This is a genomic window from Microbacterium sp. UBA3486, from assembly GCF_002377845.1.
Taxonomy (GTDB): Bacteria; Actinomycetota; Actinomycetes; order Actinomycetales; family Microbacteriaceae; genus Microbacterium; species Microbacterium maritypicum_A.
This window is the reverse complement of sequence record NZ_DFQP01000016.1, coordinates 25,022-47,389: the sequence shown is the minus strand read 5'-3', so window position 1 is coordinate 47,389 and position 22,368 is coordinate 25,022. Positions and strand designations below refer to the sequence as shown.

General features: G+C 69.8%; 22 protein-coding genes. 10 read left to right on the top strand and 12 right to left on the bottom strand.

All coding sequences use genetic code 11. The features are described from left to right. Nucleotides 1-21: 21 nt before the first annotated feature. The 4 genes from B2869_RS02340 to B2869_RS02325 all read right to left on the bottom strand — a co-directional run bounded on the left by B2869_RS02340 (nt 22) and on the right by B2869_RS02325 (nt 4,732). Nucleotides 22-810: a MoaF C-terminal domain-containing protein gene (locus B2869_RS02340; protein WP_021200997.1), complete on the bottom strand. Its 789-nt coding sequence runs from the start codon at nt 808-810 to the stop codon at nt 22-24. A 184-nt stretch (nt 811-994) separates the two neighbouring features. Continuing rightward, a complete protein-coding gene (locus B2869_RS02335) occupies nt 995-1,951 on the bottom strand; it encodes a helix-turn-helix domain-containing protein (protein WP_021200998.1) in 957 nt (318 codons plus the stop codon). A gap of 96 nt (nt 1,952-2,047) precedes the next feature. After that, nucleotides 2,048-4,033, bottom strand: coding sequence for a primary-amine oxidase (locus B2869_RS02330; RefSeq protein ID WP_029266547.1), 1,986 nt, complete (start codon nt 4,031-4,033; stop codon nt 2,048-2,050). A gap of 114 nt (nt 4,034-4,147) precedes the next feature. Next, nucleotides 4,148-4,732, bottom strand: coding sequence for a TetR/AcrR family transcriptional regulator (locus tag B2869_RS02325; RefSeq protein WP_292762236.1), 585 nt, complete (start codon nt 4,730-4,732; stop codon nt 4,148-4,150). 66 nt (nt 4,733-4,798) lie between these two features. On the opposite strand from B2869_RS02325, the gene B2869_RS02320 reads away from it, so the two are divergent. Beyond that, nucleotides 4,799-5,350: a hypothetical protein gene (locus B2869_RS02320; protein WP_136025080.1), complete on the top strand. Its 552-nt coding sequence runs from the start codon at nt 4,799-4,801 to the stop codon at nt 5,348-5,350. Between the two features lie 41 nt (nt 5,351-5,391). Here the strand turns inward: B2869_RS02320 and B2869_RS02315 are convergent, their stop codons facing one another. From B2869_RS02315 to B2869_RS02290, 6 genes are read right to left on the bottom strand one after another with little or no spacing between them, the layout of a single operon-like run. After that, on the bottom strand, nt 5,392-6,612 hold the full coding sequence (locus B2869_RS02315) for a multidrug effflux MFS transporter (RefSeq protein WP_292762231.1): 1,221 nt from the start codon (nt 6,610-6,612) through the stop codon (nt 5,392-5,394). Beyond that, nucleotides 6,609-7,592, bottom strand: a complete 984-nt coding sequence (locus B2869_RS02310; protein WP_292762229.1) for an alpha/beta hydrolase — start codon at nt 7,590-7,592, stop codon at nt 6,609-6,611. Before B2869_RS02310 ends, B2869_RS02315 begins: the two co-directional genes overlap by 4 nt. Then, nucleotides 7,589-8,587 (bottom strand): alpha/beta hydrolase, encoded by a 999-nt coding sequence (locus B2869_RS02305; protein WP_292762227.1) that lies wholly within the window; start codon nt 8,585-8,587, stop codon nt 7,589-7,591. The genes B2869_RS02310 and B2869_RS02305 overlap by 4 nt, the downstream gene beginning before the upstream one ends. A 30-nt stretch (nt 8,588-8,617) precedes the next feature. Then, nucleotides 8,618-9,580 carry an aldo/keto reductase gene (locus tag B2869_RS02300; protein WP_292762226.1) on the bottom strand — a complete coding sequence of 321 codons (963 nt, stop codon included), beginning with the start codon at nt 9,578-9,580 and terminating at the stop codon, nt 8,618-8,620. A gap of 7 nt (nt 9,581-9,587) precedes the next feature. Beyond that, entirely contained in the window at nt 9,588-10,721 is a 1,134-nt protein-coding gene (locus B2869_RS02295; RefSeq protein WP_292762223.1) for a zinc-binding dehydrogenase, read from the bottom strand. Between the two features lie 23 nt (nt 10,722-10,744). Then, a complete protein-coding gene (locus B2869_RS02290) occupies nt 10,745-11,479 on the bottom strand; it encodes an SDR family NAD(P)-dependent oxidoreductase (RefSeq protein ID WP_292762220.1) in 735 nt (244 codons plus the stop codon). Nucleotides 11,480-11,579: 100 nt separating this feature from the next. Between B2869_RS02290 and B2869_RS02285 the strand changes: the two genes are divergently transcribed. Beyond that, complete coding sequence (locus tag B2869_RS02285) at nt 11,580-12,542, top strand: aldo/keto reductase (RefSeq protein ID WP_292762217.1); 963 nt, start codon at nt 11,580-11,582, stop codon at nt 12,540-12,542. A gap of 8 nt (nt 12,543-12,550) precedes the next feature. On the opposite strand, the gene B2869_RS02280 is transcribed toward B2869_RS02285, so the two are convergent. Beyond that, on the bottom strand, nt 12,551-12,730 hold the full coding sequence (locus tag B2869_RS02280) for a hypothetical protein (protein WP_292762214.1): 180 nt from the start codon (nt 12,728-12,730) through the stop codon (nt 12,551-12,553). A gap of 81 nt (nt 12,731-12,811) precedes the next feature. Beyond that, nucleotides 12,812-13,147 carry a DMT family transporter gene (locus B2869_RS02275; protein WP_292762211.1) on the bottom strand — a complete coding sequence of 112 codons (336 nt, stop codon included), beginning with the start codon at nt 13,145-13,147 and terminating at the stop codon, nt 12,812-12,814. A gap of 47 nt (nt 13,148-13,194) precedes the next feature. Between B2869_RS02275 and B2869_RS02270 the strand changes: the two genes are divergently transcribed. The 8 genes from B2869_RS02270 (at nt 13,195) to B2869_RS02235 (ending at nt 22,352) form a co-directional block, all read left to right on the top strand. Then, a complete protein-coding gene (locus B2869_RS02270) occupies nt 13,195-14,535 on the top strand; it encodes an HNH endonuclease signature motif containing protein (RefSeq protein WP_292762208.1) in 1,341 nt (446 codons plus the stop codon). Nucleotides 14,536-14,767: 232 nt separating this feature from the next. Further along, on the top strand, nt 14,768-16,294 hold the full coding sequence (locus tag B2869_RS02265; RefSeq protein ID WP_292762205.1) for an ABC transporter substrate-binding protein: 1,527 nt from the start codon (nt 14,768-14,770) through the stop codon (nt 16,292-16,294). A 76-nt stretch (nt 16,295-16,370) separates the two neighbouring features. Then, nucleotides 16,371-17,312 carry an ABC transporter permease gene (locus B2869_RS02260; protein ID WP_021201014.1) on the top strand — a complete coding sequence of 314 codons (942 nt, stop codon included), beginning with the start codon at nt 16,371-16,373 and terminating at the stop codon, nt 17,310-17,312. Then, a complete protein-coding gene (locus B2869_RS02255; protein ID WP_292762200.1) occupies nt 17,309-19,090 on the top strand; it encodes a dipeptide/oligopeptide/nickel ABC transporter permease/ATP-binding protein in 1,782 nt (593 codons plus the stop codon). Before B2869_RS02260 ends, B2869_RS02255 begins: the two co-directional genes overlap by 4 nt. Further along, nucleotides 19,087-19,920, top strand: coding sequence for an ATP-binding cassette domain-containing protein (locus B2869_RS02250; RefSeq protein WP_029260438.1), 834 nt, complete (start codon nt 19,087-19,089; stop codon nt 19,918-19,920). The genes B2869_RS02255 and B2869_RS02250 overlap by 4 nt, the downstream gene beginning before the upstream one ends. A 47-nt stretch (nt 19,921-19,967) precedes the next feature. After that, nucleotides 19,968-20,555, top strand: coding sequence for a TetR/AcrR family transcriptional regulator (locus B2869_RS02245; protein ID WP_021201017.1), 588 nt, complete (start codon nt 19,968-19,970; stop codon nt 20,553-20,555). A 34-nt stretch (nt 20,556-20,589) separates the two neighbouring features. Then, nucleotides 20,590-21,288: an alpha/beta fold hydrolase gene (locus B2869_RS02240; protein WP_292762195.1), complete on the top strand. Its 699-nt coding sequence runs from the start codon at nt 20,590-20,592 to the stop codon at nt 21,286-21,288. Between the two features lie 74 nt (nt 21,289-21,362). Beyond that, nucleotides 21,363-22,352: a methyltransferase family protein gene (locus tag B2869_RS02235; RefSeq protein ID WP_292762192.1), complete on the top strand. Its 990-nt coding sequence runs from the start codon at nt 21,363-21,365 to the stop codon at nt 22,350-22,352. Nucleotides 22,353-22,368: the final 16 nt, after the last annotated feature.

Sequence of the window (22,368 nt, the reverse complement as noted above, 5' to 3'; positions counted from 1 at the left end):
AGTGGGGGGTGCGGCGAACGGTCAGACGGGCTGGGCGTCGGGGTAGGAGACGGCGCCCAGCGGGTAGATGTGGCCGCCGGCCCGCGAGTGCTCGGCGTCGCCCTCTCCGGTGAGTCCGAGGAAGATCCCCGTGGTCATCAACTGGTAGCCGAGGTCGTGCAGCCAGACGCTGGCCACCGCGATACGGAACTCGCGGAAGCAGAACAGGTACAGGCCGTCGGCGAACTTCCACACGGTCGACAGGTCCATGTCGCCGTGGCCGCGCTGCACGCCCTCGAGGCACTGCCAGGCATAGCGCCGGCTGGAGATGTACACGTGCTCGTAGAGGTGGTGCGGGCTGTACCGGTAGAGGTTGCGTTTGCCGATGAGGTCGCGGCTCGGGCCGGGGGCGTCGCCGCTGACGGGCCCCGCATCGGTCGTCGCCGCCCAGAAGTCCTGGCCGACCTGAGGGGTGCCGTCGACGGCTTCGGGGGCGATGCGCGAACGGATGACGGTCGCCCGGTTCGTCGTCGTGGAGAACACCACGGTGACGGCCTCGCGCGGACGGCTCCGCATCGGGATGTTGACGAACACGACGTCGTCCCGCACTCGCACCGCGTCGTACGGGTCGGTGCCGGAGGCTCCGAGTCCGCTCCAGACGATGGCGTCCTCGGAGAACTCCAGGGTCAGGGTCGAGTCGTCGTCGAGGGTGAGGGTGAGGGCGGTGCCGGCGAGGGGCGTGTTCGGCAGGCGGAAGGTGTCGATGCCCGCGGCGAACTCGTCGTACGTGCGCCATTCGTCCAGCGCCGGGTCGGTGGAGGTGTCGGTCATGAGGGTCCTGACGTCGCACGCGGCGGGGCCGCATCGCCCCGGGCACCGCGTCGTCGCGGTGCGCTTGCCTCATGCTGGTGGGGTGTTCCTCATCCCCTCAAGGGGGCGGCGGTCATCGCGCGCCGAGAGTCAACCGGCGTGCCCTCCCGGGCAAGTAACGTGCCGGTGCGCGGCAGACGGAGCGTCAGTGCGCGGCGCGATACTCACTGGGTGAGACGCCGAAGGTTGACTTGAACGCGCGGCTGAAATGCGCGGCGTCGACGAAGCCCCAGCGTGCCGCGATGGCCGCGACCGGGCGGTCGGCGAGCATCGGGTCGAGCAGGTCGCGACGGCACTTCTCGAGGCGCCGTGTGCGGATCCAGGTCGACACGGTCACGCCCTGCTCCTGGAAGAGCCCGTGCAGGTGCCTGGTCGAGATGAAGTGCGCGGCGGCGATCGACGCGGGTCCGAGATCGGTCGACGCGAGGTTGCGGTCGATGTGCGAGCGGATGCGCTGCACCAGCGCACGGTGCGGGTCGGCGGACACCTGATCGAGTCCGAGCTCGCGTGTGAAGACCGTCGTCACGAGGTCGAGCGCGCTGTGCGCGAGCCGGGCCCCCGTCGTGCCGGCCAGCTGATCGAGATTACCGGCGAGCTGCGTCAGATACGGCACGACCATGCTGCCGAGGCCTTCGTGACCGGAGATGCGCACGGCGGTGAGCTGCCCGACCATCTCGGCCGGGAGGCTGATGAGGTGCTTCGGGAACATCACGACCATCGTGCGGAAGTCGTCGTCGAACACGAGGGAGTACGGGCGGTCGGTGTCGTAGACCGCGAGGTCGCCCGCCTGGAGCACGGCCTCGCGATCGTCCTGGATCAGCAGGCCGGTGCCGGCGATCATCAGGCTGACCTTGAAATACGAACGGTCGCCGCGGGCGATGAGCTCGGGGGTGCGCTCGACGACATGCGACGTGGCGCGCACGTCGTTCACATGCACCTCGTCGACGGAGGCTCCGCGGATGATCCCTCGGAAGTGGTCGGGTCCGGCGGTCGTGACCTGCAGGGGCACGAAGGACTCCGAAACGGCGGCACGGAAGTCGCTGATGTTGCGCGCGACGAGCGTGGAAACCAATTCGGCGGGGGCGGCGGGTGCACCGTTCATGACTGATCACCTCGGGTGGTGGAACGACGACGTTGTATACGATCCGTTCCGTGATGCTATCACCGGGATCGGCCGTGCGGGACGACGTCTCGCAGATCAGTGCTCGCAGGTGCACGCGCCTGCGCCGCAGCAGCCGGTGGACGCGACCGCGTGCGCCTGCGTCGACTCGGGCACATCCATCGCGGGGTTCTGGTCGAGGAAGCCGTAGGGCTTGAACCAGAAGCCGGCGTAGTCGACGGGCATGATGGGCCAGTCCTCCGGGCGCGGGAAATGCGTCAGCCCGAACGTGTGCCACAGCACGATGTCCTCTCCGTCGATCGATCGATCGCCCGCGGTGTACTCCGGCAGGCCGGCGCCGCCCTGGTGGGCGTTGGGATAGCGACCGGCCGGCCAGATCTGCCCCTGTTCGTGCCGGGTGGCCCAGAGGTGCTTCGTGGCGAATGCGGCGCGCGCGGCGACGGAGGATGCGGGATCGGCCATGAGCAGAGCGGTCGGCTCCGGCACCAGGTGGTAGGCGGTCGGGCGCCCGACGCGGTTCGTGCGGGAGGCGCTCTGCACCTCCCAGACGCGGGCGACCGAGCTGTCCGCCTCGCGCTGCGCCTCCGCTTCGGTCGCGAGGGTCGTCTCGGTCCAGCTGAACGCGTTGCCGAAGGGGTTCTCCTGGCCCATCGGCACCCGTTGAGCGTCGACCTCGACCAGGCGGTTGTCCTCGCCGTCGATCGCCACGTCGAGGCGTGCGCAGAAGAGGTGCTGGTGCACCGGGGCGAAGACGCCGGGGGCGAGCTCGGTCGCGTGCTTCTGGCGGACGCCCGGCTCGCCGGCCGCGGCGAACACGATGCCGGTCGCCTTCGCGACCACCTCGATCGATCCGTCCAGGGAGAAGTTCCAGTAGAAGCCGTAGTCGTAGTTGCCGATCGTGGAGAAGTACGACACCACGAAGCGGCGCGAGCGACGCACGTCGGCGCGGCCGGCGAGATCGGTGTGCTTCCAGAGGATGCCGTAGTCCTCCTCATGCATGCAGATCACATTCGGGATGCGCACAGGGTGACCGTGGTCGTCGGCGACGTAGCCGTCGAGGTAGCGGATGACGCCGAGGCAGTCGCAGCCGAGCTCGAGGTGGTTGGCGTTCTTTCCGAGCAGGTACTCACCGGCATCGAAGTAGCTGATCCAGAAGCGGCCGGGGGCGGTGTCGCCGTAGGGCACGACCATCTCCGGAACGCTGGCCCGACGGAGCACCGAGCGACCCTGGAAGCAGACGTCGTGCAGCACGAGTCCTTCGCGGGCGTTGAAGTCGACGCGCATCGACCAGCCTTCCCACTCGACGAGCGAGCCGGAGACCGTGAAGCTCGGACCCTCCGGCTGGCTGATCTCGATGGGCTTGAGCGAGGTGCGGGCGTCGCCCTGCGCCTCGGGGTAGTAGTTTCCATGGCCGGCGGGGACGGGCACGTCGCCATGGTCTTCGACGCGGATGACGCTGTTCGCCGTGAGGTCGATGTGCACGATGAGTCCCTCGACCGGGTGTGCCCACGGCGAGTCGTGTTCGTCGTAGCGGAGGAACGTGAGGGAGCGGATCACGCGACGCCCGACCTCATCGGCGCGTCCGGTGTAACCAGGGGCGAGCGGCCCGCAGAACGCGAGGTCCATGTGCGCGGCGAGTCCGCGGCGCGTCATCGCCGCCTGCCATTCGGGGGAGGCCTTCGCGATCGCTTCGGCGCGCTCGTACTCCTCGAACAGGTACTGCGGCTGGCCGTAGGGCGGGGCGTCGTTCGGCACGCGCGCGGTGCGCAGGACCTCGCCCCGTGTGATCGACACGATGGCCTCGGTCGCGACGCCGGTCGCCGTGTCGAGCAGGGTCACATCGACGCGGCGATCGATCGGGGCACCGGGCTGCCACGCGGCGAGCTCCTCCTTCGTGATCTCGTCGGGAAGCAGCATCGGCACGCGGGTGCTCTCCGTCAGGAGTCCTGCCGCATCGAGGACCGCCCGGGCGGCGGCGATCTCGTCGCCCGTCAGCGGATCATGCGGGTGCGCTGCGGCGATCTTCTCGATCGAGACGGGCTGCGGTGCGTGGTGGGACATCATCGACCTCACTATTTTCGAGCAACTGCTCAATAAACGGGTTGCGATGATGATACGACGGGTCGTCGGCGGTCCACAACCACCGATTCCTGGGGCGTCGAGAGGGGCTGGCGCGGCTCAGGCGCGCCAGGGTGCGAGGATGCTGTCGAGCACCGCGAGGTGCGCGGCCGCAGGCTGGGGCTCGGTGACCTCGACGATCTGCTGCCCGTAGGTGATCGAGCGCAGTAGTGACAGCACGGCCTCGGTGGGGGTGTCGGTGCGCAGCTCGCGGTCGTGGACGGCCTCGGCGAGAGCGAGTCGGATGCTGCTCTGCCAGGTCGCGAGCGTGGGGGCTCCGGCGTCAGGCGTGGGGGCGAGGGCCGCCAGTCGTCCCCAGAAGCCGACGACCACGTGCGCCTCGGTGCGGGTGGTCTCATCGATCGGCAGCACTTCACGCATCAGCGCCTGGAGTCTCGCCAGTCCCCGTAGCCCCTCGGTGGCTGCGGCGATGCGGGCGTCGGTGCGGCGGGTGACCTCGGCGGCCGCGGCGCGCAAGACCTCGTCGAAGCCCTCGAAGTAGTGCCAGAGCGATCCGGTGGCGACGCCGAGCTCCTTGGCGACGGCGCGTGAGGAGACGCTCTCGTGCCCGTCGCGGGCAGCCACGGCGAGCAGCGCCTCGGCGATCTGCCGGCGGCGCTCATCGTGGTCGACGATGCGGGGCACGTGCCCATCCTCTCGCATCATGACGAGGTCTAGCTATATTGAGCGATTGCTCAATATACTTCCCGGGTGGAACACCTCCTTCCCGCAGCACCGTGGCTGATGGCCGCAGCGGCGATCGTCTCGGCTGTCGCCTGCATCGCGGCGTGGCGCGTCGTGCCGTGGCAGGGACGCCAGGCGTCCCTCGTGATGGCCGCGGTGATGCTGTTCCTCGCCGTCACGGACGGCGACACCCTCGCGGGGCTGATCCTCGGCGCCGTCCTCCTGCTTTCGGCGATGCTCGGCACCATGGGGGTGCGGGGCACGCCGTCGGCGGCCACGTGCTGTCACCGCGCCCTCGTGTCGCTCGTGATGGCCGCGTGCGCCTTCGAGAGCGCGTCGACGAACGCCACGGGAGCGACGGGCGCGTCGATGCAGGCGGCGGACGCGGGGCACGGCGGTCATGCACTGGACGGCGTCCTGTCGGTTCTGGTGCTGGTCGGGGTGGTGGGGGTCGTGGTGTGGACCGTCGTCGCCGAGTGGTTCGTGGCGCCGGTGCATCACGGCAGGACCGCACGACTGCTCACGACCGAGTCGTGGGCCATGGCCGTCGGTGTCGCTGCGATGTGCCTCGGGTTCTGATCGGCGAGGCCCGTCTCCGCTGGCCGGTGGCCGACGGGCTGCTACCGAGGCTCTGCGGCGGGGCGCACGAACACCCAGGCCGCGACGGCTGCCACGGCGGCGGCGATCGTCATGGTGACGGCCATGGTGAGGGCGTTCGTGCCGCCGAGGCCCGCGGCGAGGGGCGCGAGCACCGGACCGAACAGGAACGTCGCCATGCCGAGCAGGGCCGAGGCCGTGCCGGCGCGTGCGCCGTGGTGGGCGAGCGCGAGCGTCTGGCCGTTGGGGCCACCCAGCCCGGAGCACAGCATGAATCCGATGAGCGCCCCGATGACTCCGGAGACCCCGGCGTCGGTCGAGGTCAGCACGAGCAGCAGGGCGGTGGCGAGCAGCGTCGCCGTGATACCGCCGAGATACACGCGCAGGGGTCCCCAGCGGCGAACCACGAGCCGGCTGGTCTGGCTGCCGACGATGCTGGCCAGCGCCCCCGCCGCGAACGCGAGGCTGAAGGCCTGCGGGCTGAGGCCGAACTGATCCTGCAGCACGAACGACGACATCGACAGGTAGGTGAAGAACGCGACACCGCCTCCCGCCGCGGCGCACAGCACCGCCACGAAGAGGCGATCGCGCACGACGGCTGCGGCGTGCGACCGGAGCGCCACGGGTCCGGCGCCGTGCCGCCTCGACGGAGGTAGCGTCTCGGGCAGGGCGAACACCACGACGAGGAGCAGGACGACCCCGACCGCGCTGAGCACGCCGAAGATGCCGCGCCAGTCCATGATCCGGGCCAGCTGGCCGCCGACGACCGGCGCGATGATCGGCGCCGTGCCGGACACGAGGAACAGCAGTGACAGCATCCGCGACAGCTCGGCACCCTCGAACTGGTCGCGGGCGATGGCCAGGCAGATCACGATGCCGGCCGAGCCCGCGAGCCCCTGCAGGAAACGGGAGATCAGCAGGAGCTCGATGTTCGGAGCGACGGCGCACACGAGGGAGAGCACCGCGAAAGCCGCTACTCCGACCATCAACGGCAGTCGTCGGCCGAGTCGATCGCTCAGCGGCCCTGCCACGAGCTGGCCGAGTCCGAGGCCGATCATGCACGCCGACATCGTCACCTGCGCGAGAGCCTCCGTCGTGCCGAGCGACGCGGCGAGCTGCGGCAGCTGTGGAAGGTACAGGTCCATCGACAGGGGCCCGAAGGCCTCCAGCATCCCCAGCACCAGCATCGCCCGCAGGGTGCTCATACGCGGGCGGTCGGGCTCCTCAGGGGCGGGGAGGCTCATCCGCCGAGGCGCAGGATGCGGCGCAGCCAGCTCTCGCGGGCGGCGACGGCGGCCTTCGAGACCTCGGCATCGGGGGAGAACCCGGCGAACCCGTGATATCCGCCGGCCCATACGTGCAGTTCGGCTCGTCCCCCGGTCGCCCAGATGCGGAGAGCGTAGTCGACGGCCTCGTCGCGGAACGTCTCCGCGGCGCCCACCTCGATGAACGCGGGGGCGAGTCCTGAGAGGTCAGCGGCGCGCGCGGGCGCGGTGTACGGCGAGACGCGGTCGGTGAAGCGGTCCTCTCCGGCGATGGCGTCCCACGCGGTGTCGTTGTTGTTCCGATCCCACGCGCCGAAACCGTCGTACTGACGGCTGGATGCGGTCTCGTTGCGATCGTCGAGCATCGGACACCCGAGCAGCTGACCGGCCAGGCGTGGCCCGCCCCGATCCCGAGTGATCAGAGCGACCGCGGCCGAGAGGCCGCCACCGGCGGACATCCCCGAGGCGATGATGCGGTCGGGGTCGATGCCGAGTTCCTCGGCGTGCGCGGCCATCCACTCGAGCGCGGCGTAGCAGTCCTCCGCCTGGGCGGGGCCGGGGTGCTCGGGCGCCAGGCGATACTCGACGGCCACCCCGACGACACCGTGCCGCTCGGCGAGGTCGATGAGCTCCGCCGTGCCGAAGAACCGAGTGCCCAGCACCATGCCACCACCGTGGATCGACAGCACGGCGGGGGCGGGGGCGGGCGCCGGCCGGGCGGGCCGTACGATCGTGATCTCGACGGCGGGAGCCCCGATGGGCCCGGGGATGGTCCGGTCCTCCCACGTGATCGCACGGCCATCGGACTGCATGGCCATGGACGGGATGATCGTCGCGAAGTGGTCGCGGTTCGCGTGGATCGTGTCGGCACGCAGCGGGATGATCTCGACCATCTCGACGAACGCATCGAGTCCGGCGACGAGCTCCGGGTCGTAGGGGACAGGCAGCGGCGCGGTCATCGCGCGGCCCGCCAGATGCGACGCAGCCACGACGCGCGGGCCGCGAGAGCGGCGCGCGAGATCTCGGCGTCGGGCATGTACATGTCGAAGCCGTGCGCGCCACCTCCCCACACATGCAGCTCGGCCTGCCCGCCGGTCGCCCAGATGCGCAGCGCGTACTCGGTGTCCTCATCGCGGAACGCCTCGGCCTCGCCGACCTCGATGAAGGCGGGTGGGAGTCCCGCCACATCGACGGCGCGGCTGGGGGCGGCGTAGGCGGGAGCATCCGGATGGAAGGCGAGGTCGTCGCCCAGCACGCACGACCACGCGAGCAGATTCATCTCGCGCTGCCAGGTTCCGATGCCGTCGTACTGAAGACTGGCGACCGTGGTGTTGGTGTTGTCGATCATCGGGCACAGCAACAGCTGTCCGGCCATGACCGGACCCTGCCGGTCGCGGGCCAGGAGAGCCACTGCCGCCGTGAGACCTCCGCCCGCGCTGCCGCCGCCGACGACGATGCGCTCCGGATCGACGCCGAGCCCGGCAGCGTTCGTGTGCACCCAGACGAAGGCGGCATAGCAGTCCTCGACTCCGGCGGGGTAGGGGTTCTCGGGGGCGAGGCGGTACTCGACGTTGACCGCGACCACGCGGTGTTCGTCGACGATGTCGACCACGCGCCCCGTCTCCCACGAGCGGTGACCGACGATCATGCCCCCGCCGTGGATGTTCACGAAGGCGGGAAGCACCTCGTCGCGGGTGTCGGCCGGACGGAACACCGTGATCTCGATCTCGGGCGCTCCGGGAGGACCGGGGATGACGCGGTCCTCCCACTCGATGTCGCGCCCGGCGATGACCGCGTCGTTGTCCGGGAACATCCGGTCGACTCCGTCGCGCGGAAGGGTGTCGCGGGTGAGGGGCGGCTGCGGATTCTTCGCGAGCTCATCGAGCACGGCCTGCACCTCGGGGTCGAAGGGCACGGGGGCGACGGTCGGGTGTCCGGCGGCGGTGGCGGTCATGGTTCTCCTGGAAGCGATGGGGGAGGCGGGTCAGGGGCCTTCGGGGTCGACGACCCCGCGGTCGGCCCAGAACGGCTCGACGAGGCGGCGCAACTCCTCGATGCCGATGCGGTCGACCAAGGCTGCGGCGTCGAGATTCGCGCGCAGCTGGTCGATGCTCGATGCGCCGAACAACGTGGTCGTGAGTGCCGGATGGGTGAGCGTGAACGCGATCCCGAGCTGCGCGGGTGAGACGTCGAGCGACGAGGCCAGGTCGGAGAAGGCGGGTACATCCGCGATGATCCGCTCCCGGATATCGCCGGGGTCGCGGCCGATCTGCCTGTTCCCGTTGATCTTGCCTGCGAGCACACCGCCCTCCAGGCAGTCGGAGGCCTGGAGCGTCAGCCCCTGCTCCCACAGGCGTGCGAAGGGCGCGCCGTCGGGGATCGAGCGCCGGGAGACGCTGTATTTGAGCTGCGCGATCTGCGGCCCGGAGACGCCCTCCGCGGCGGCGATGTCGATCAGGGTCTGGATGCTCGACGCCGACCAGTTGTTCACACCCCAGGCGCGGATGAGTCCGGCCCCCTCGAGACGGGCGAGGTCGAGGACGAGGTCGCGCAGGGCGAGGTCGTCGCGGCGCAGGTCGCCGAGGATCACCAGGTCGGCGTGCTCGACGCCGACCCGCATCAGCGCGTTCTCGAGCTGCGGGCGGAACCCGTCATCGCTGAACGCCTCGAGCCACAGCTTCGACGAGAGCAGCCACTCGTCGCGCCGGAGCCCTGCGGCGCGCACCATCGCCGAGAAGATCACGTCGGTGAAGACGGGCGGCGCTCCCGGTGCGGAGTACACGCCGACGTCGAACAGGTTCACGCCGCGGTCGACGGCCTCCCGGAGCATCGTGACCGCGTCGCCGAAGTCCATCCGGTCGTAGGTGTGCCAGGAGCCGAGGGAGAACAGCGAGGCGTCGATGCCGCTGCGGCCGATCTCGCGGCGGGGCAGGAGGGGAGTGGTCACGGGGTCCTCACCGTCTCGGGTCGATGACGGCCTTGACCTCATCGAGCTGGTGCATGTGGGCGATCTTCGCGGAGGCGTCGGCCAGGCCGACCGGGGCGCTGAACAGGTCGTCCCAGGGGAAGCGGTCGGCGAACGCGGTGAAGAAGTCGATCGCGCGGGAGTAGTCCGAGATGTCGCCGTTGAGCGAGCCGACCACCGTGAGCTCCTTGCCCATGATCGTGCTGAGCGGGAAGCCGTCGCCTGCGGGACCGGTGGACCCGACGATGGCGACCGTGCCGCGCTGTGCCGCCATCGCGATCGCGTCGGGTCCGACGCTCGGCGCGCCGGCGAAATCGAACACGTGATCGGCTCCGCGCCCTCCGGTGAGCGCCATGACCTGTTCGACGACCGGGCCGTCGCGGAAGTCGACGACCGCGTCGGCGCCGAAGCGTCCGGCGAGTTCCAGGCGCGACGCGGGGGCGCCGATCGTGATGACCTGGCCGGCTCCCGAGATCTTCGCGACGGCCGTGGCGAAGATGCCGAGCGCGCCGGCGCCCTGCACGACCACGCGTGAGCCGGGCCGGATGCGCCCGGCCCGTTCGAAGGCCCGCAGCACGGTCTTGGCCGCGCACCCGGCCATCGATGCCCAGGTGTCCTTCACCGACGCCGGGAGCAGCAGTTTCGCCGCTCCCGGGGTCACGTAGGCATACTCCGAGAGTCCAGCGGTGGCGAAGGGATGCACGTCGGCCCGCTGCAGGAACCCGTAGCCGCGGCGGGAGCACGCGACGGGTTCGCGCAGCACCACGCATCCGTGGCACTCGCCGCAGGTCGACTCGGACCAGCCGATGCGGTCGCCGGGGGAGAGCGGGCGTCCCAGGGCGTCCTTCGTGTCGGGCCCCGTAGCGACGATCTCGCCGACCATCTCGTGTCCGAGCACCATCGGGAGCATGCCGGGGAAGCTCATCCGGCCCTCCCAGATCTCGATGTCGGTGCCGCACAGCGTGGTGCACGAGATGCGCACGAGGGCCCCGCCGGGCTCGATCTCGGCGGGGAGGGGAAGGTTCTGCAGGGTGAGCGGTTCGCCGTGCGCGGTGAGCACGGCGGCGCGGGTCGAAGTCGGAAGCCCGGGGGCGGGCGGCAGGTCGAGCGTGGGGAGGGACATGGTTCTCCAGACGGCGGTGTCGGTCAGACCAGGAGCTGTCCGCCGTCGACGGCGACGGAGACTCCGGTGATGTGGCTGGCGGCGTCGCTCGCGAGGAACAGCACGAGCGGCGTGATCTGGGAGACCTCGGCGATGGAGCCGAGGGGGATGCGCGACTCCCAGGCCGCGCGCGCCTGCGGGTTCGACGCGAAGTCGGCGGTCAGGGGCGTGAGCACAGGCCCGGGGGAGACCGCGTTCACACGCACGCCCGCCGCGGCGAGCTCGATCGCGGCCGTGCGGGTGAGGGCGTCGACCGCGGCCTTGGTCGCCTCGTAGTGGCCGAGGCCGGGGGTGGGCTGTCGGGCGCCGATCGACGAGATGTTGACGATCGACCCGCGTCCCGCCTCGGCGAGCAGACCGCCGAAGACGCGGAGCATGAGGAAGGTGCCGCGCACGTTGACCCGCAGGGCCGCATCGACGACGTCGACCGGCACCTCCTGGAGGGTGCCGCCGCCGGCGACGATGCCCGCGTTGTTGACCAGGACGTCGAGTCCGCCGTCGGCGACGACCCGCTCGGCCGCGGCGCGCACGGAGGTCTCGTCGCTGATATCGAGCGTGAGGGCCGTCGCGCCGATCTCAGCAGCGACGGCGGCCGCGGCATCCGCGTTCACATCGCCGATGAAGACCTCGTCTCCGGCGTCGCGGAAGGCGGCGGCGATGCCGCGGCCGAGCCCGGATGCGCCTCCGGTGACCAGGATCCGGCGGGGAGATGCGGTCATGTTCGTCCTCACTGACGGCTGTTCTGACGGGATGTCTCCGTTATATTCTACAAACATAGAAAAACACAACCCCGTGTCTCGAGAAGGCGAAGGAGCCTCCATGCCCGAAACGACATATCCCCGAAGACGTTTGGACTCCACCGGAGCGGTCGTGTCCCCGCTGGCGCTCGGATCCTGGAACACCTGGGATCGGATGGCACCCGACGAGGCGGTCGCCATGATCCGCCGGGCGGTGGAGCTGGACGCCGGGTTCTTCGACGTCGCGTACTACAACATGGGCCCGCACGCCGAGAACTCGAAGACCGACGTCCTGTTCGGGCAGGCGCTGCGAGCCAGTGGCGTCGATCGTGCCGAGATCGTGCTGTGCGGCAAGCTCTGGCTGTGGGACTGGCCGAACCAGGGATTCCGCGCGCAGCTCGAGGAGTCGCTGGAGCGAGCGGGACTCGACCGCTTCGACACCCTCGTGGTGGGCGACTACCTCGACGCCCCCGATATGCCGCGCCTCGTCGCCGACGTGAACGAGCTCATCGCCGAAGGGCTCGTCGACTCCTGGGGCATCAACAACTGGCGGATCGAGCACACGCGGGAGGCGCTCGCCGAGGCCGCGGAGCAGAGCGTGGCAGGTCCGGTGTTCGCGCAGTTGAAGTACGGCATCGCTCGGAGGGCGATGGCGGAGGGCGATGCCTACGGCCCGCTGTTCGCCGACGGCACGCTCGCCCTGCAGGCGTCCGATGTGTTCGAGGGCGGCATCCTGGCCACGGGGCGTGTGCCCGAGCGGAAGATCGGCGCCGACGTCGGAGGCGTCCGTGAGCAGATCGTCGCCGTGTATCCCGAGGTCGCGCGCGTCGCCGCCGGGTTCGGGGTCACACCGGCCGCACTCGGCATCGCCTTCTGCCTGTCGAACCCCGCCACCGCGAATGTGCTGTTCGGCGCCTCTCGTCTCGCGCAGCTGGAGGAGAACCACGCGGCGCTCGCGCTCGCCCGGGATCACGGAGCCGAGGTGCGTGCCGCGCTCGCCGGATGCCGGGTCGACCGCGAGGTGCGGGCCGACGGCGCGTGGTGAAGGGGGGCCTACGCCTCGCGCTCGCGGGCGACGGTCAGAGCGCGCTCGAACGTCGAGACGATGACCTGCCGCCGGTCGACGCGGTCGTCCTCATCGGGTTCGAGCTCATCGATGTACTCGTCCCACACGCGGACGTAGCGATCCCGCCAGGCTTCGAGCGTGCTGCTCGGCGGGAACGTCGCCCCCACGCGGCCACGGCACCCTCTTCCTCTCGGCCGTTGCGATCGGATCCAGTGAACCACGGAGTGGCTGCGGTCTGCGTGCTCGCGTCAGTGCGCGCCGCCGAACTCGATCATCGCCACGCCGGCCGCGATGAGCACGACGCCGATCGCCATCCCGCGATCGAGCGCGACCGACAGCAGCCCCAGTGAGCCGGTGTAGCCGATCACGACGACGATGAGCCAGAGTGGATGCGTGAAGCCCTCGGCCGCACGCAGCGAGAGGGTCGCGCTGACCTCCAGGGCGATCGCGATCAGAAGAGGTGGCCAGGCCGACGGCCGCGGGCGGTCTGTCGTCGAGTGCCTTTCGTGGACCGCACGAGGGAGGGAAGGGGTTTTCGCGCGCAGCGCTCGACCGGGAACGACCGTCAGAATACCGGCATTCATTCGAAGATCTGTTCGAAACTCGCGACCTGCTTCGGTAGAATCGAGTCATGTCGAAGTTGGCCGTACTGCACGAGGCGATGTCCCGCCTCGACGCGGCGTGGGCTGGCGCCGACGAGTCGGGCGAGTTGTCGCGCGAGCAGCTGATCGCGGTGAGTGCATCCCTCGGGGAGCTGCAGAGACGGTTGGATGCGGTGCACGTCGAGGTGGCCGCGTGCATCTCCCGCGAGTCCCGTCCGGAGTTGGGCGCGGAGAGCCTCGCGAAGCAGCAGGGCTTCCGGAACCCGGCCGCGTTGATCGCGGCGACCGTGGGTGTGTCGCGGGGTAACGCGACGCGGCTCGTGAAGGTCGGGGAAGCCGTGGCGCCCCGCGCAGACCTCTTGGGTGCGCCCCTGCCTGCGAAGTATCCGGTGGTTCGCGAGGCGCTCGGTGCGGGGGTGTTGAGTGCCCAGGCGGCGGCGGTGATCATCGCGCTGTTGGATCGGTGCCGACTGCCGGCGGGAGCGGTGCGTGTCGCCGAGGCGGAGCGGGTGCTCGTGGAGAAGGCGGCGGGGCTCGCTCTCGACGACGTGCGCAAGCTGGTGGTTCGCGCAGAAGCGTGGCTCGATCCGGATGGCGTGGAGCCGCGGCTCGAGGAGCAGCGTTCCCGCCGATCGCTCACCATTCATGAGCGCGACGGGATGCTGCATCTGAACGCGATCCTCGACGCCGAGACCGCAGCCCCCGTCGTCACGGCGATCCGCGGGTACGTGACCGCCGCATTCGCCGCTCGGAAGGATGCGACGGACGCCGATGCGCCGGACGCCGACCGCCGCACGGTGCCGATGATTCAGGCTGATGCGCTCGCCGTGTTCGCCGCGCACGTGCTCGGATGTGCGACCAGGGTGACGCTGGCGGGTGCCACGATCGTCGTGAGGGTGGGCCTCGACGACCTCGAGGCCGGCACCGGCTCCGCCGAGATCGACGGGATCGAGCAGCCGGTGAGCATCGGAGCTGCGAGGCGCATGGCCGCCGGCGGGGGAGTGATCCCGTGCGTGCTCGGAGCCGCGAGTGAAGTGCTCGACTGGGGGCGCGAGAAGCGCCTGTTCACACGGGCGCAGCGGTTGGCGTTGGCGGAACGGGATGGCGGCTGCGCCATGTGCGGGCTGCCGCCCGAGATGACGAAGGCGCATCACATCCGTTGGTGGAGACGCGACCACGGACCGACGGATCTCTCGAACGGTGTGCTGCTGTGCGAGACCTGCCACCACCGCATCCATGACAACGGATGGGATGTCCGCATCGATGGTGGCGGCGGGTGCGCGAGGGTGTGGTTCCTCCCGCCGGCCTCGGTCGACCCCGCCCGCACACCTCGTCCGGGTGGCAGAGCGCGCTTCGACATCGCCGCCTGAGCGCTGCGATCCGAGGGCAGGATGCGCCACGCCCGGCCATGCCTGCGCGCACGGACAAGGCCGGTGCGCCCCGAGGCATGAGTCGGCGCTCTCCGCGGAGGAAACGCTCTTGCGCTCTTTTTCCACGCATGTAGACTAACCAGCACGACACATCGAAGTGACGTCGGATCCGGCCTCCGGTCAGCGGCACCTCACCCCTTCTTCACCACCCCTGCACCCGAGAGAAGGAACCATGAAACGAATGCCCCTCGCGCTCGTCGCGGCCGTCGCCGCGGCTCTCGCGCTCACCAGCTGCAGCGGCTCGACACCCTCGCCGTCCGGCGGCAGCGATGTCGATAGTCCCGATGCTCTCAACATCGGGAACTTCCTCGACATCACGTCCTGGGATCCCTCGCTCGCCGACATCGGCTTCGACGGCCCGTACCTCTCCGCGGTCTACGACGCCCTGATCGCCCTCGACGCCGACGGCAACCCGATCCCGTCGCTCGCCACCGAGTGGAAGGTCGCCGACGACGACCTCAGCATCGACCTCGACATCCGCACCGACGCCGTGTTCAGCGACGGCACCCCGGTCGATGCCGACGCCGTGATCACGAGCCTCGAATACCTCAAGGCCGGTGCTCGTTCGGGGGAGGCCTACGTCAATGCCGCCTCCTTCGAGAAGGTCGACGACGACACCGTCCGTATCGCCCTCACCCAGCGCGACGACACGATCCTGTACCTCATGGGACTCGGCCGCAGCTACATCGCCTCCCCGGCGTCGATCGAAGCGGGCACCCTCGGCGGTGAGCCGATCGGCTCCGGGCCCTACGTCCTCGACAGCGCGACGAGCGTGGCCGGCGCCGAATATCACTTCACCAAGACCGCCGATCACTGGGATGCCGAGACCTATCCGTTCTCCGAGCTGGCGATCTTCCCGATCACCGACGCCACCGCACGCCACAACGCCATGCTCAGCGGTCAGATCAACGTGCAGTACGGCGACGTCGCCAACCTCGAGCAGGCGAAGCAGCAGGGCTGGAACACTGCCGAGCGCGTCTCCGGCTGGGCGGGGCTCGTGATCACCGACCACACCGGCGCCAAGAGCGAGCCTCTCGGCAAGCTCGAGGTGCGGCAGGCGCTCAACTACGCCTTCGACGGAGCCGCCGTCCTCGCTGCCGTCGGCAGCGGAGCCGGGGTCGCCACGAACCAGGTGTTCCCCGACGGCGGGCCGATCAACGACCCGTCGCTGAACGAGACGTACGCCTACGACATGACCAAGGCCAAGGAGCTGCTGGCCGACGCCGGCTACCCGGACGGGTTCGCGATCTCGATGCCGATGTCGCCCATCTTCGAGATGTGGAAGCCGTCGGCCGAGCAGGCGCTCAACGAGCTCGGCGTGAAGGTCACGTGGGACAACATGCAGATGCCGGACTACCAGTTGAACGCGCCGAACTACCCGATGTTCATCTCGTTCCTCGCGATGGACGGCAACGACGTGGCCACCGTCTCCCGTCAGGTGACCAGCGTGCAGTGGTTCAACCCCGAGCCCGACTACGCGCAGAACGAGGTCATCGCTCCGCTCGTCGAGAAGGTGCAGACGGAGCGCGGCGACGCGCAGACCGACGCCGTCAAGGAGCTCAACAAGGCCCTCGTCGACCAGGCGTGGTGGTCGGTCTGGTACCAGGCGAACAACATCTACTACACGGCGCCCGGCATCCAGCTGCAGCCGGTGGTGGGGATGATGTTCCCGACGCTGCGCTACATCACTCAGGGCTGACGCCCGTCGGGGCGGCCGCGACGCCGGCCGCCCCGACACCCTTCCCCCTCCGACCCCCACCTTCCGAGAGGTCCCCATGCTCCTGTTCACGGCGAAGCGGTTGCTGTCCGGCATCCTTCTGCTCGTCGCGGTCTCGATCGGCACCTTCTTCCTGGCGCACCTCGCCATCAGCGACCCGACCGCTTCGCTCCTGGGGACCACGGCGAGCCCCGCCCAGCAAGCGGCCCTCGCCGAGAAGATCGGTCTGGACCGTCCGCTCCTGGTGCAGTTCTGGGACTGGCTCTCGCATGCCGCGCTGCTCGACTTCGGCGTCTCCTGGCGCAACTTCCAGCCTGTCAGCGCACAGCTCGCGATCAAGGTGCCCGTGACGCTGTCGGTCGTGACGTTCGCGACGCTGATCACCGCTGTCATCGGCATCGCCTTCGGGATGATCACGGGGTTGCGGCCGGGAACCTGGTTCGACCGGATCATCAAGGGCATCTCCGTCGTCCTGTTCGCGCTCCCCGGCTTCTGGGTGAGCCTCGTGCTCGTCATGTGGCTCGCGGTGCAGCTGAAGTGGTTCCCCGCCGTCGGCTACGTGCCGCCCACGCAGTCGGTGGACGGATGGCTGCGTTCCATCACCCTCCCGGCGATCTCGCTCGCCCTCGGCGGCATCGTCGCCGTCTCCGAGCAGTTGCGCAATGCCGTGATCACCCAGAGCCGCCAGGACTGGGTGCGCACTCTCCGCAGCCGCGGTCTCTCGGCGACCAGGGTCAACCTGCACATCCTCCGCAACGCCTCACCGGCCGCCCTCACCGTCATCGCCCTGATGTTCGTGGGGTTGCTCTCCGGAGCCATCGTGGTCGAGCAGATCTTCAGCCTCCCCGGCCTCGGACAGCTCACCAACCAGTCCTCGCAGAACGGCGACATCCCGATGCTCCTCGGCATCACGGTCGTCTCCATCGTCTTCGTCGTCCTCATCAACCTCCTGCTCGATCTCGTGCTCGGCTGGATCAACCCGAAGGTGCGCGTCGCATGACCACCACAGACATCCGGGTCGCCTTCGACCGGGCGGCGCAGAAGCGACGTTCCAGCCTGTTCCGTCGCTTCCTCCGGCACCCCGGCGGGTACATCCCGCTGGCGATCTTCGTCCTCATCGTGCTCGTGGGGGTTTTCGCGCCGCTGCTCGCGCCGATGGACCCCAACTTCGTCGACCTCGCCGCAGCCAAGGCGCCTCCGGGGCCCGAACACCTTCTCGGCGGCGACTCGACCGGCCGTGACATCCTGAGTCGTCTCATCTACGGCACCCGCACGACCCTGTGGGGCGCGCTCATCACGATCGTCACCGCGCTCGTGATCGGCGTGCCGTCCGGCGTCGCGGCCGGCTACTTCGGGGGCACGTTCGACCGGGTCGCCACCTGGATCAGCGACGCACTCCAGTCGATCCCCGGCATGATCATCCTGCTCGTGGTGGCCGCGGGCAGCCGCAACAACTTCGAGCTGCTGATGGCGACGGTCGGCGTGTTCATGGTGCCCGGCTACTTCCGCATCGCGCGGTCGCAGACGCTCGCCGTCCGCAACGAGCCCTACATCGACGCGGCCCGTGTCTCCGGGCTGTCGGACGGGCGCATCATCTTCCGGCACGTCATCAGGGCCGTCTCCCCGCCGGTCATCATCCAGACGGCGCTCACTGCGGGCATCGCGATGGGCATGCAGGCCGGACTCCAGTTCCTCGGCATCGGCGACTCCAACGTTCCCAGCTGGGGGGCGATGATGCTCGAGGGCTTCCGTCTCATGCTCACCTATCCGCTCATGCTGCTGTGGCCTTCGGCGGCCCTCGGGCTCACGATCGCGGTGCTCGCGATCATGGGATCCACGCTCGCCGAACTCGTGCAGGTGCGCACGCCGCGGGTCTCCCGACGGCGTGCCGACGCCGAGGCCACCCCGCGGCACGCCGCCACCGGTCACGCACAGCACGCGCCAGAGGATTCGGCGCTGCGGGTCGAGAACCTCAGGGTCGTGCACGCCACGCCGACCGGTGAGACCGAGGTCGTGCACGGCGTCACCCTCGACGTGGCCCCCGGCGAGGTCGTCGGCATCGTGGGAGAGTCGGGCTCCGGCAAATCGCAGACCGTGTTCTCGGTGCTCGACCTGCTGCCCGCCACCGGGCGGGCGGTCGCCGATGCCATCTGGGTGCGCGGAACCGACGTGACGAAGGCGACGCCGAAGCAGCGACAGGCGCTGCTCGGCCGCGAGATCGGCTACGTGCCGCAGGAGCCGATGAGCAATCTCGACCCCTCGTACACGATCGGCAGCCAGCTCGTCGAGCCGCTGCGGCGCACCCACGGTCTCCGCAGGTCGGAGGCCGAGGCGCAGGCACGGGCGATGCTCGTGCGTGTCGGCCTCGCCGACCCCGATCGGGTGATGCGCAGCTACCCGCACCAGGTGTCGGGCGGCATGGCGCAGCGGGTGCTCATCGCCGGCGCGATCGCGGGCAAGCCGTCGCTGCTCGTGGCCGACGAGCCCACCACGGCGCTCGACGTGACCGTGCAGGCCGAGGTGCTCGAGCTCCTGCGCGAACTCCAGGCCGAGTACGGCATGGCGCTGCTCATCGTCACCCACAACTTCGGCGTCGTCGCCGACATCTGCGACCGCGTGATAGTGATGCGCGGCGGCGACATCGTGGAATCGGGACCGGTCGATTCGCTGTTCGCCGCGCCGACCGAGGAGTACACGCGCCAACTGATCGCCGCCTCGCTCGACGACGCCGAAGGTCGCGCCGCGCTCGACCGCACCAGGATCGAGGCGAACGCATGAGTGCGTTGCTCGAAGTGAGCGATCTGGTCGTGGAATACGGCCGAGGGCGGACCTCCTTCCGCGCCCTGCACGGTGTCTCCCTCGACATCGCGCCGGGCGAATGTCTCGGCCTGGTCGGCGAATCCGGCTCGGGCAAGTCGACGCTCGGCAAGGCGATCCTCGGCCTCGCGCCCGTGACCGACGGGAGCATCCGCTTCGACGGGAAGGAGATCAGCAGACTCGGCGGCCGTGCCCGACGCGCTCTCGCGGATGACGTCCAGGTCGTCTTCCAGGACCCGTACGGCTCGCTGAACCCGGCCATGACGATCGGCGACATCCTCGCCGAACCGCTGCTCACCAGCGGCATCGGGACGAGGTCTGCCGAGACGAAGGTGCGCGAGATGCTCGACCGCGTCCGTCTGCCCGAATCGGCCATGGACCGCTACCCGAGCGAGTTCTCCGGAGGGCAGCGTCAGCGCATCGCGATCGCCCGTGCCCTCGTGCGCGGACCGCGGCTCATCGTGTGCGACGAGCCCGTCAGCGCCCTCGACCTGACCACGCAGGCGACGATCCTCGATCTGTTCATCGAGCTGCAGCGAGACACCGGGGTGGCGTACCTCTTCGTCTCGCACGACCTGGGCGTCGTCCGCCGCGTCTGCCACCGCGTCGCCGTCATGTACCGCGGCGAACTCGTCGAGGTCGGCGAGGGTGAGCAGGTCACCCGAGCCCCGGAGCATCCGTACTCCGAGCGGCTGCGCCTGGCCTCGCCCGTCGCCGACCCCGTCGCGCAGCGGGAGCGGCGTGCACAGTGGCTCGCTCTGCGGGAGGTGCGCGATGCGGCGGTACGGTAGCTCCAGGCCCGATCACTCCACGCACCGGAATCGGCCGGAAGGACCTCATGCCGAAGATCATCGATCACGACCAGCGTCGACGGGACATCGTCGAGGTGGCCAAGAGCATCATCCTGAAGGGGGGCTTCGAGGCGGCGACGATGCGCAGCATCGCGGCGGAGGCCGGCTTCGCGAACGGCGCACTGAAGCACTACTTCCCCGGCAAGGAGAGCATCGTCGCGGCGACGTTCGAGACGATCCTGCAGCAGATGTCCGAAGGGGTGCAGGCCGCGGGCGAGGAGCCGGCGTCGGCGGACGCCGCGTTGCGGGGGTTCCTGCGGGCGACGATTCCTCGCGACCAGGAGCAGATCGCGGCGGGGCGGGTGCTGCTCGCGCTGTGGGAGTACGCGATGGCCAACGAGGCCCTCGCCGAGCTGTATCGCGGGCACCTGGCGTCCTGGCGCACCTCGCTCATCGAGCGGATGGAGGCGGCGCGCGACGAGGGGTCGATCCGCGACCAGGACTACGGGCCCCTCGCGAACGAGTACATCTCGGCGGCGGTCGGCGCGACGGTGATCAACCTCATGTATCCCGATGGCGAGCGGATCGCCGACTACGAGACCTATATCGACCAGTTCCTGGCGCGGCTCCGCTGACCGCGACGCGCCTGATCCGAGAGGACGGCGCGTCATGACCTCACCCCTTTTCGTCGAGCGGCACCCGGGTACCGGGCGTCCGGTGGTGTTCCTGCACGGCCTCGCCTCGCAGGGCGCGCAGGACTGGCCGGAAGCCGAGTGGGGCGGATCCTTCGGCGACCGTCCCCGCGTCGTGGTCGATCTCCCGGCACACGGAGCGAGTCCGACGCTCGGCACGGCCCCGACCTCGGCGGTGCTCGACGCGCTCGCGGACGCCGTCGGTGCGGATGAGATCGACCTGGTGGGGTACTCGCTGGGGGCCCGGCTCGCCTGGGACCTGGTGCGGCATCCCGCGGTCGCGGTGCGCCGGGCAGTGCTCGGCGGACTCAGCGCGGGGGAGCCCTTCACCCTGGTCGACCTCCCGGCCGCGCGCGCGGCCGTCTCCGGCGGCGCCGCCCCGGCGGATCCACTCACGGGAATGATCGTGCACATGGCCTCACTGCCCGGCAACAGACCGGGCGACGTGATCGACCTCATCGAGGGCCTGGCCGCGGAGCCGTTCGCCCCGCGGCCCGATGGGCTCACGCTGCCCGTACTGCTGATCGGCGGCACGGACGATGCGATGGCTGCCGGGATCGACGAGCTCGCACAGCTGCTCCCGGCGGCGCGCGCCCACCGCGTCCCCGGTGATCACCTCTCCGCGCTGCACACGGCGGAGTTCCGCACCGCTGTGCAGGACTTCCTGGCGGACTGACCCGGTTGGCCGTCCATCGGTCTCCTCATGCCCTTTAATTCCAACATTCGTAGATAAACATCGAAAGGCCACTCATGACCGACACTCCCACCGCGGACGCGGCCCGGATCCTCGACATCGCCACCGGATACATGGCATCGAAGCAGCTCTTCCACGCCCGTCGCATCGGCCTCTTCGCTGCCGTCGACGGCGGAGCCGACACGGTGCCGGCGATCGCCGAGAGATGCGGGGTGAGCGAGCGCATCGCGCACCTGCTCGCCGACGCGATGGCGGCCCAGGGGCTGCTGGTCCGCACGGACGGCCACTACGTCGTGGCCCCGGATGCGGCCGCCTACCTCACCGGTGCCGATGCGGCGATCGACCTCGGCCCGTTCCTCACGTTCCTCGACGAGATCAGCTACCCGCACTGGCTGCAGTTCGCCCATACGGTCGACACCACCGAACCGGGTGACCTGCAGATGGACGACGCCCGCTGGGCGACCTTCATGGCCGGCGTCATGACGTACAACCGCCTGCACGCCCAGGAGTTCGGCCGACACATCGACCTCGCCGGTGCCACGAAAGCCCTCGATTTCGGCGGGCTCTCGGCGGACTTCGCGCTGTCGGTCATGGCGAAGAACCCGGCGTTGCACACCACGTTCGTATACGCTCCCGGCTTCGAGGACGGCATCGCCGAAGCCGTGGCGGCGGCTGGCGTCGCCGACCGTGTCGTCGTCGAGATCGCCGACACCGCGACTGCCGCACCCGAGGGGGCATACGACGCCGTCTTCGCCAATCACGTCATCCATCGCTTCACCGCCGAGGAGAACGCCCGGATCTTCCGAAACCTGCGGGCGGCAGCGACTCCGGGAGCGACCCTGACCGTGCTCGACTTCTTCCTCGACGACGACGCGGAGCAGCGCGGGATCGACGCCCGGCACGCCGGGGAGTACCTCGTCATCGACGGGACCGTCGTGTATCCGGAATCTCAGGTGCGCGGCTGGCTGAACGATGCGGGCTGGGAGGTGCGGGATAAGGTCGCCCTGCCCGGAAGCCCGCGGGTGCTGGTCGCGACGGCGGTGTGAGACTTCCCCGGCGTCG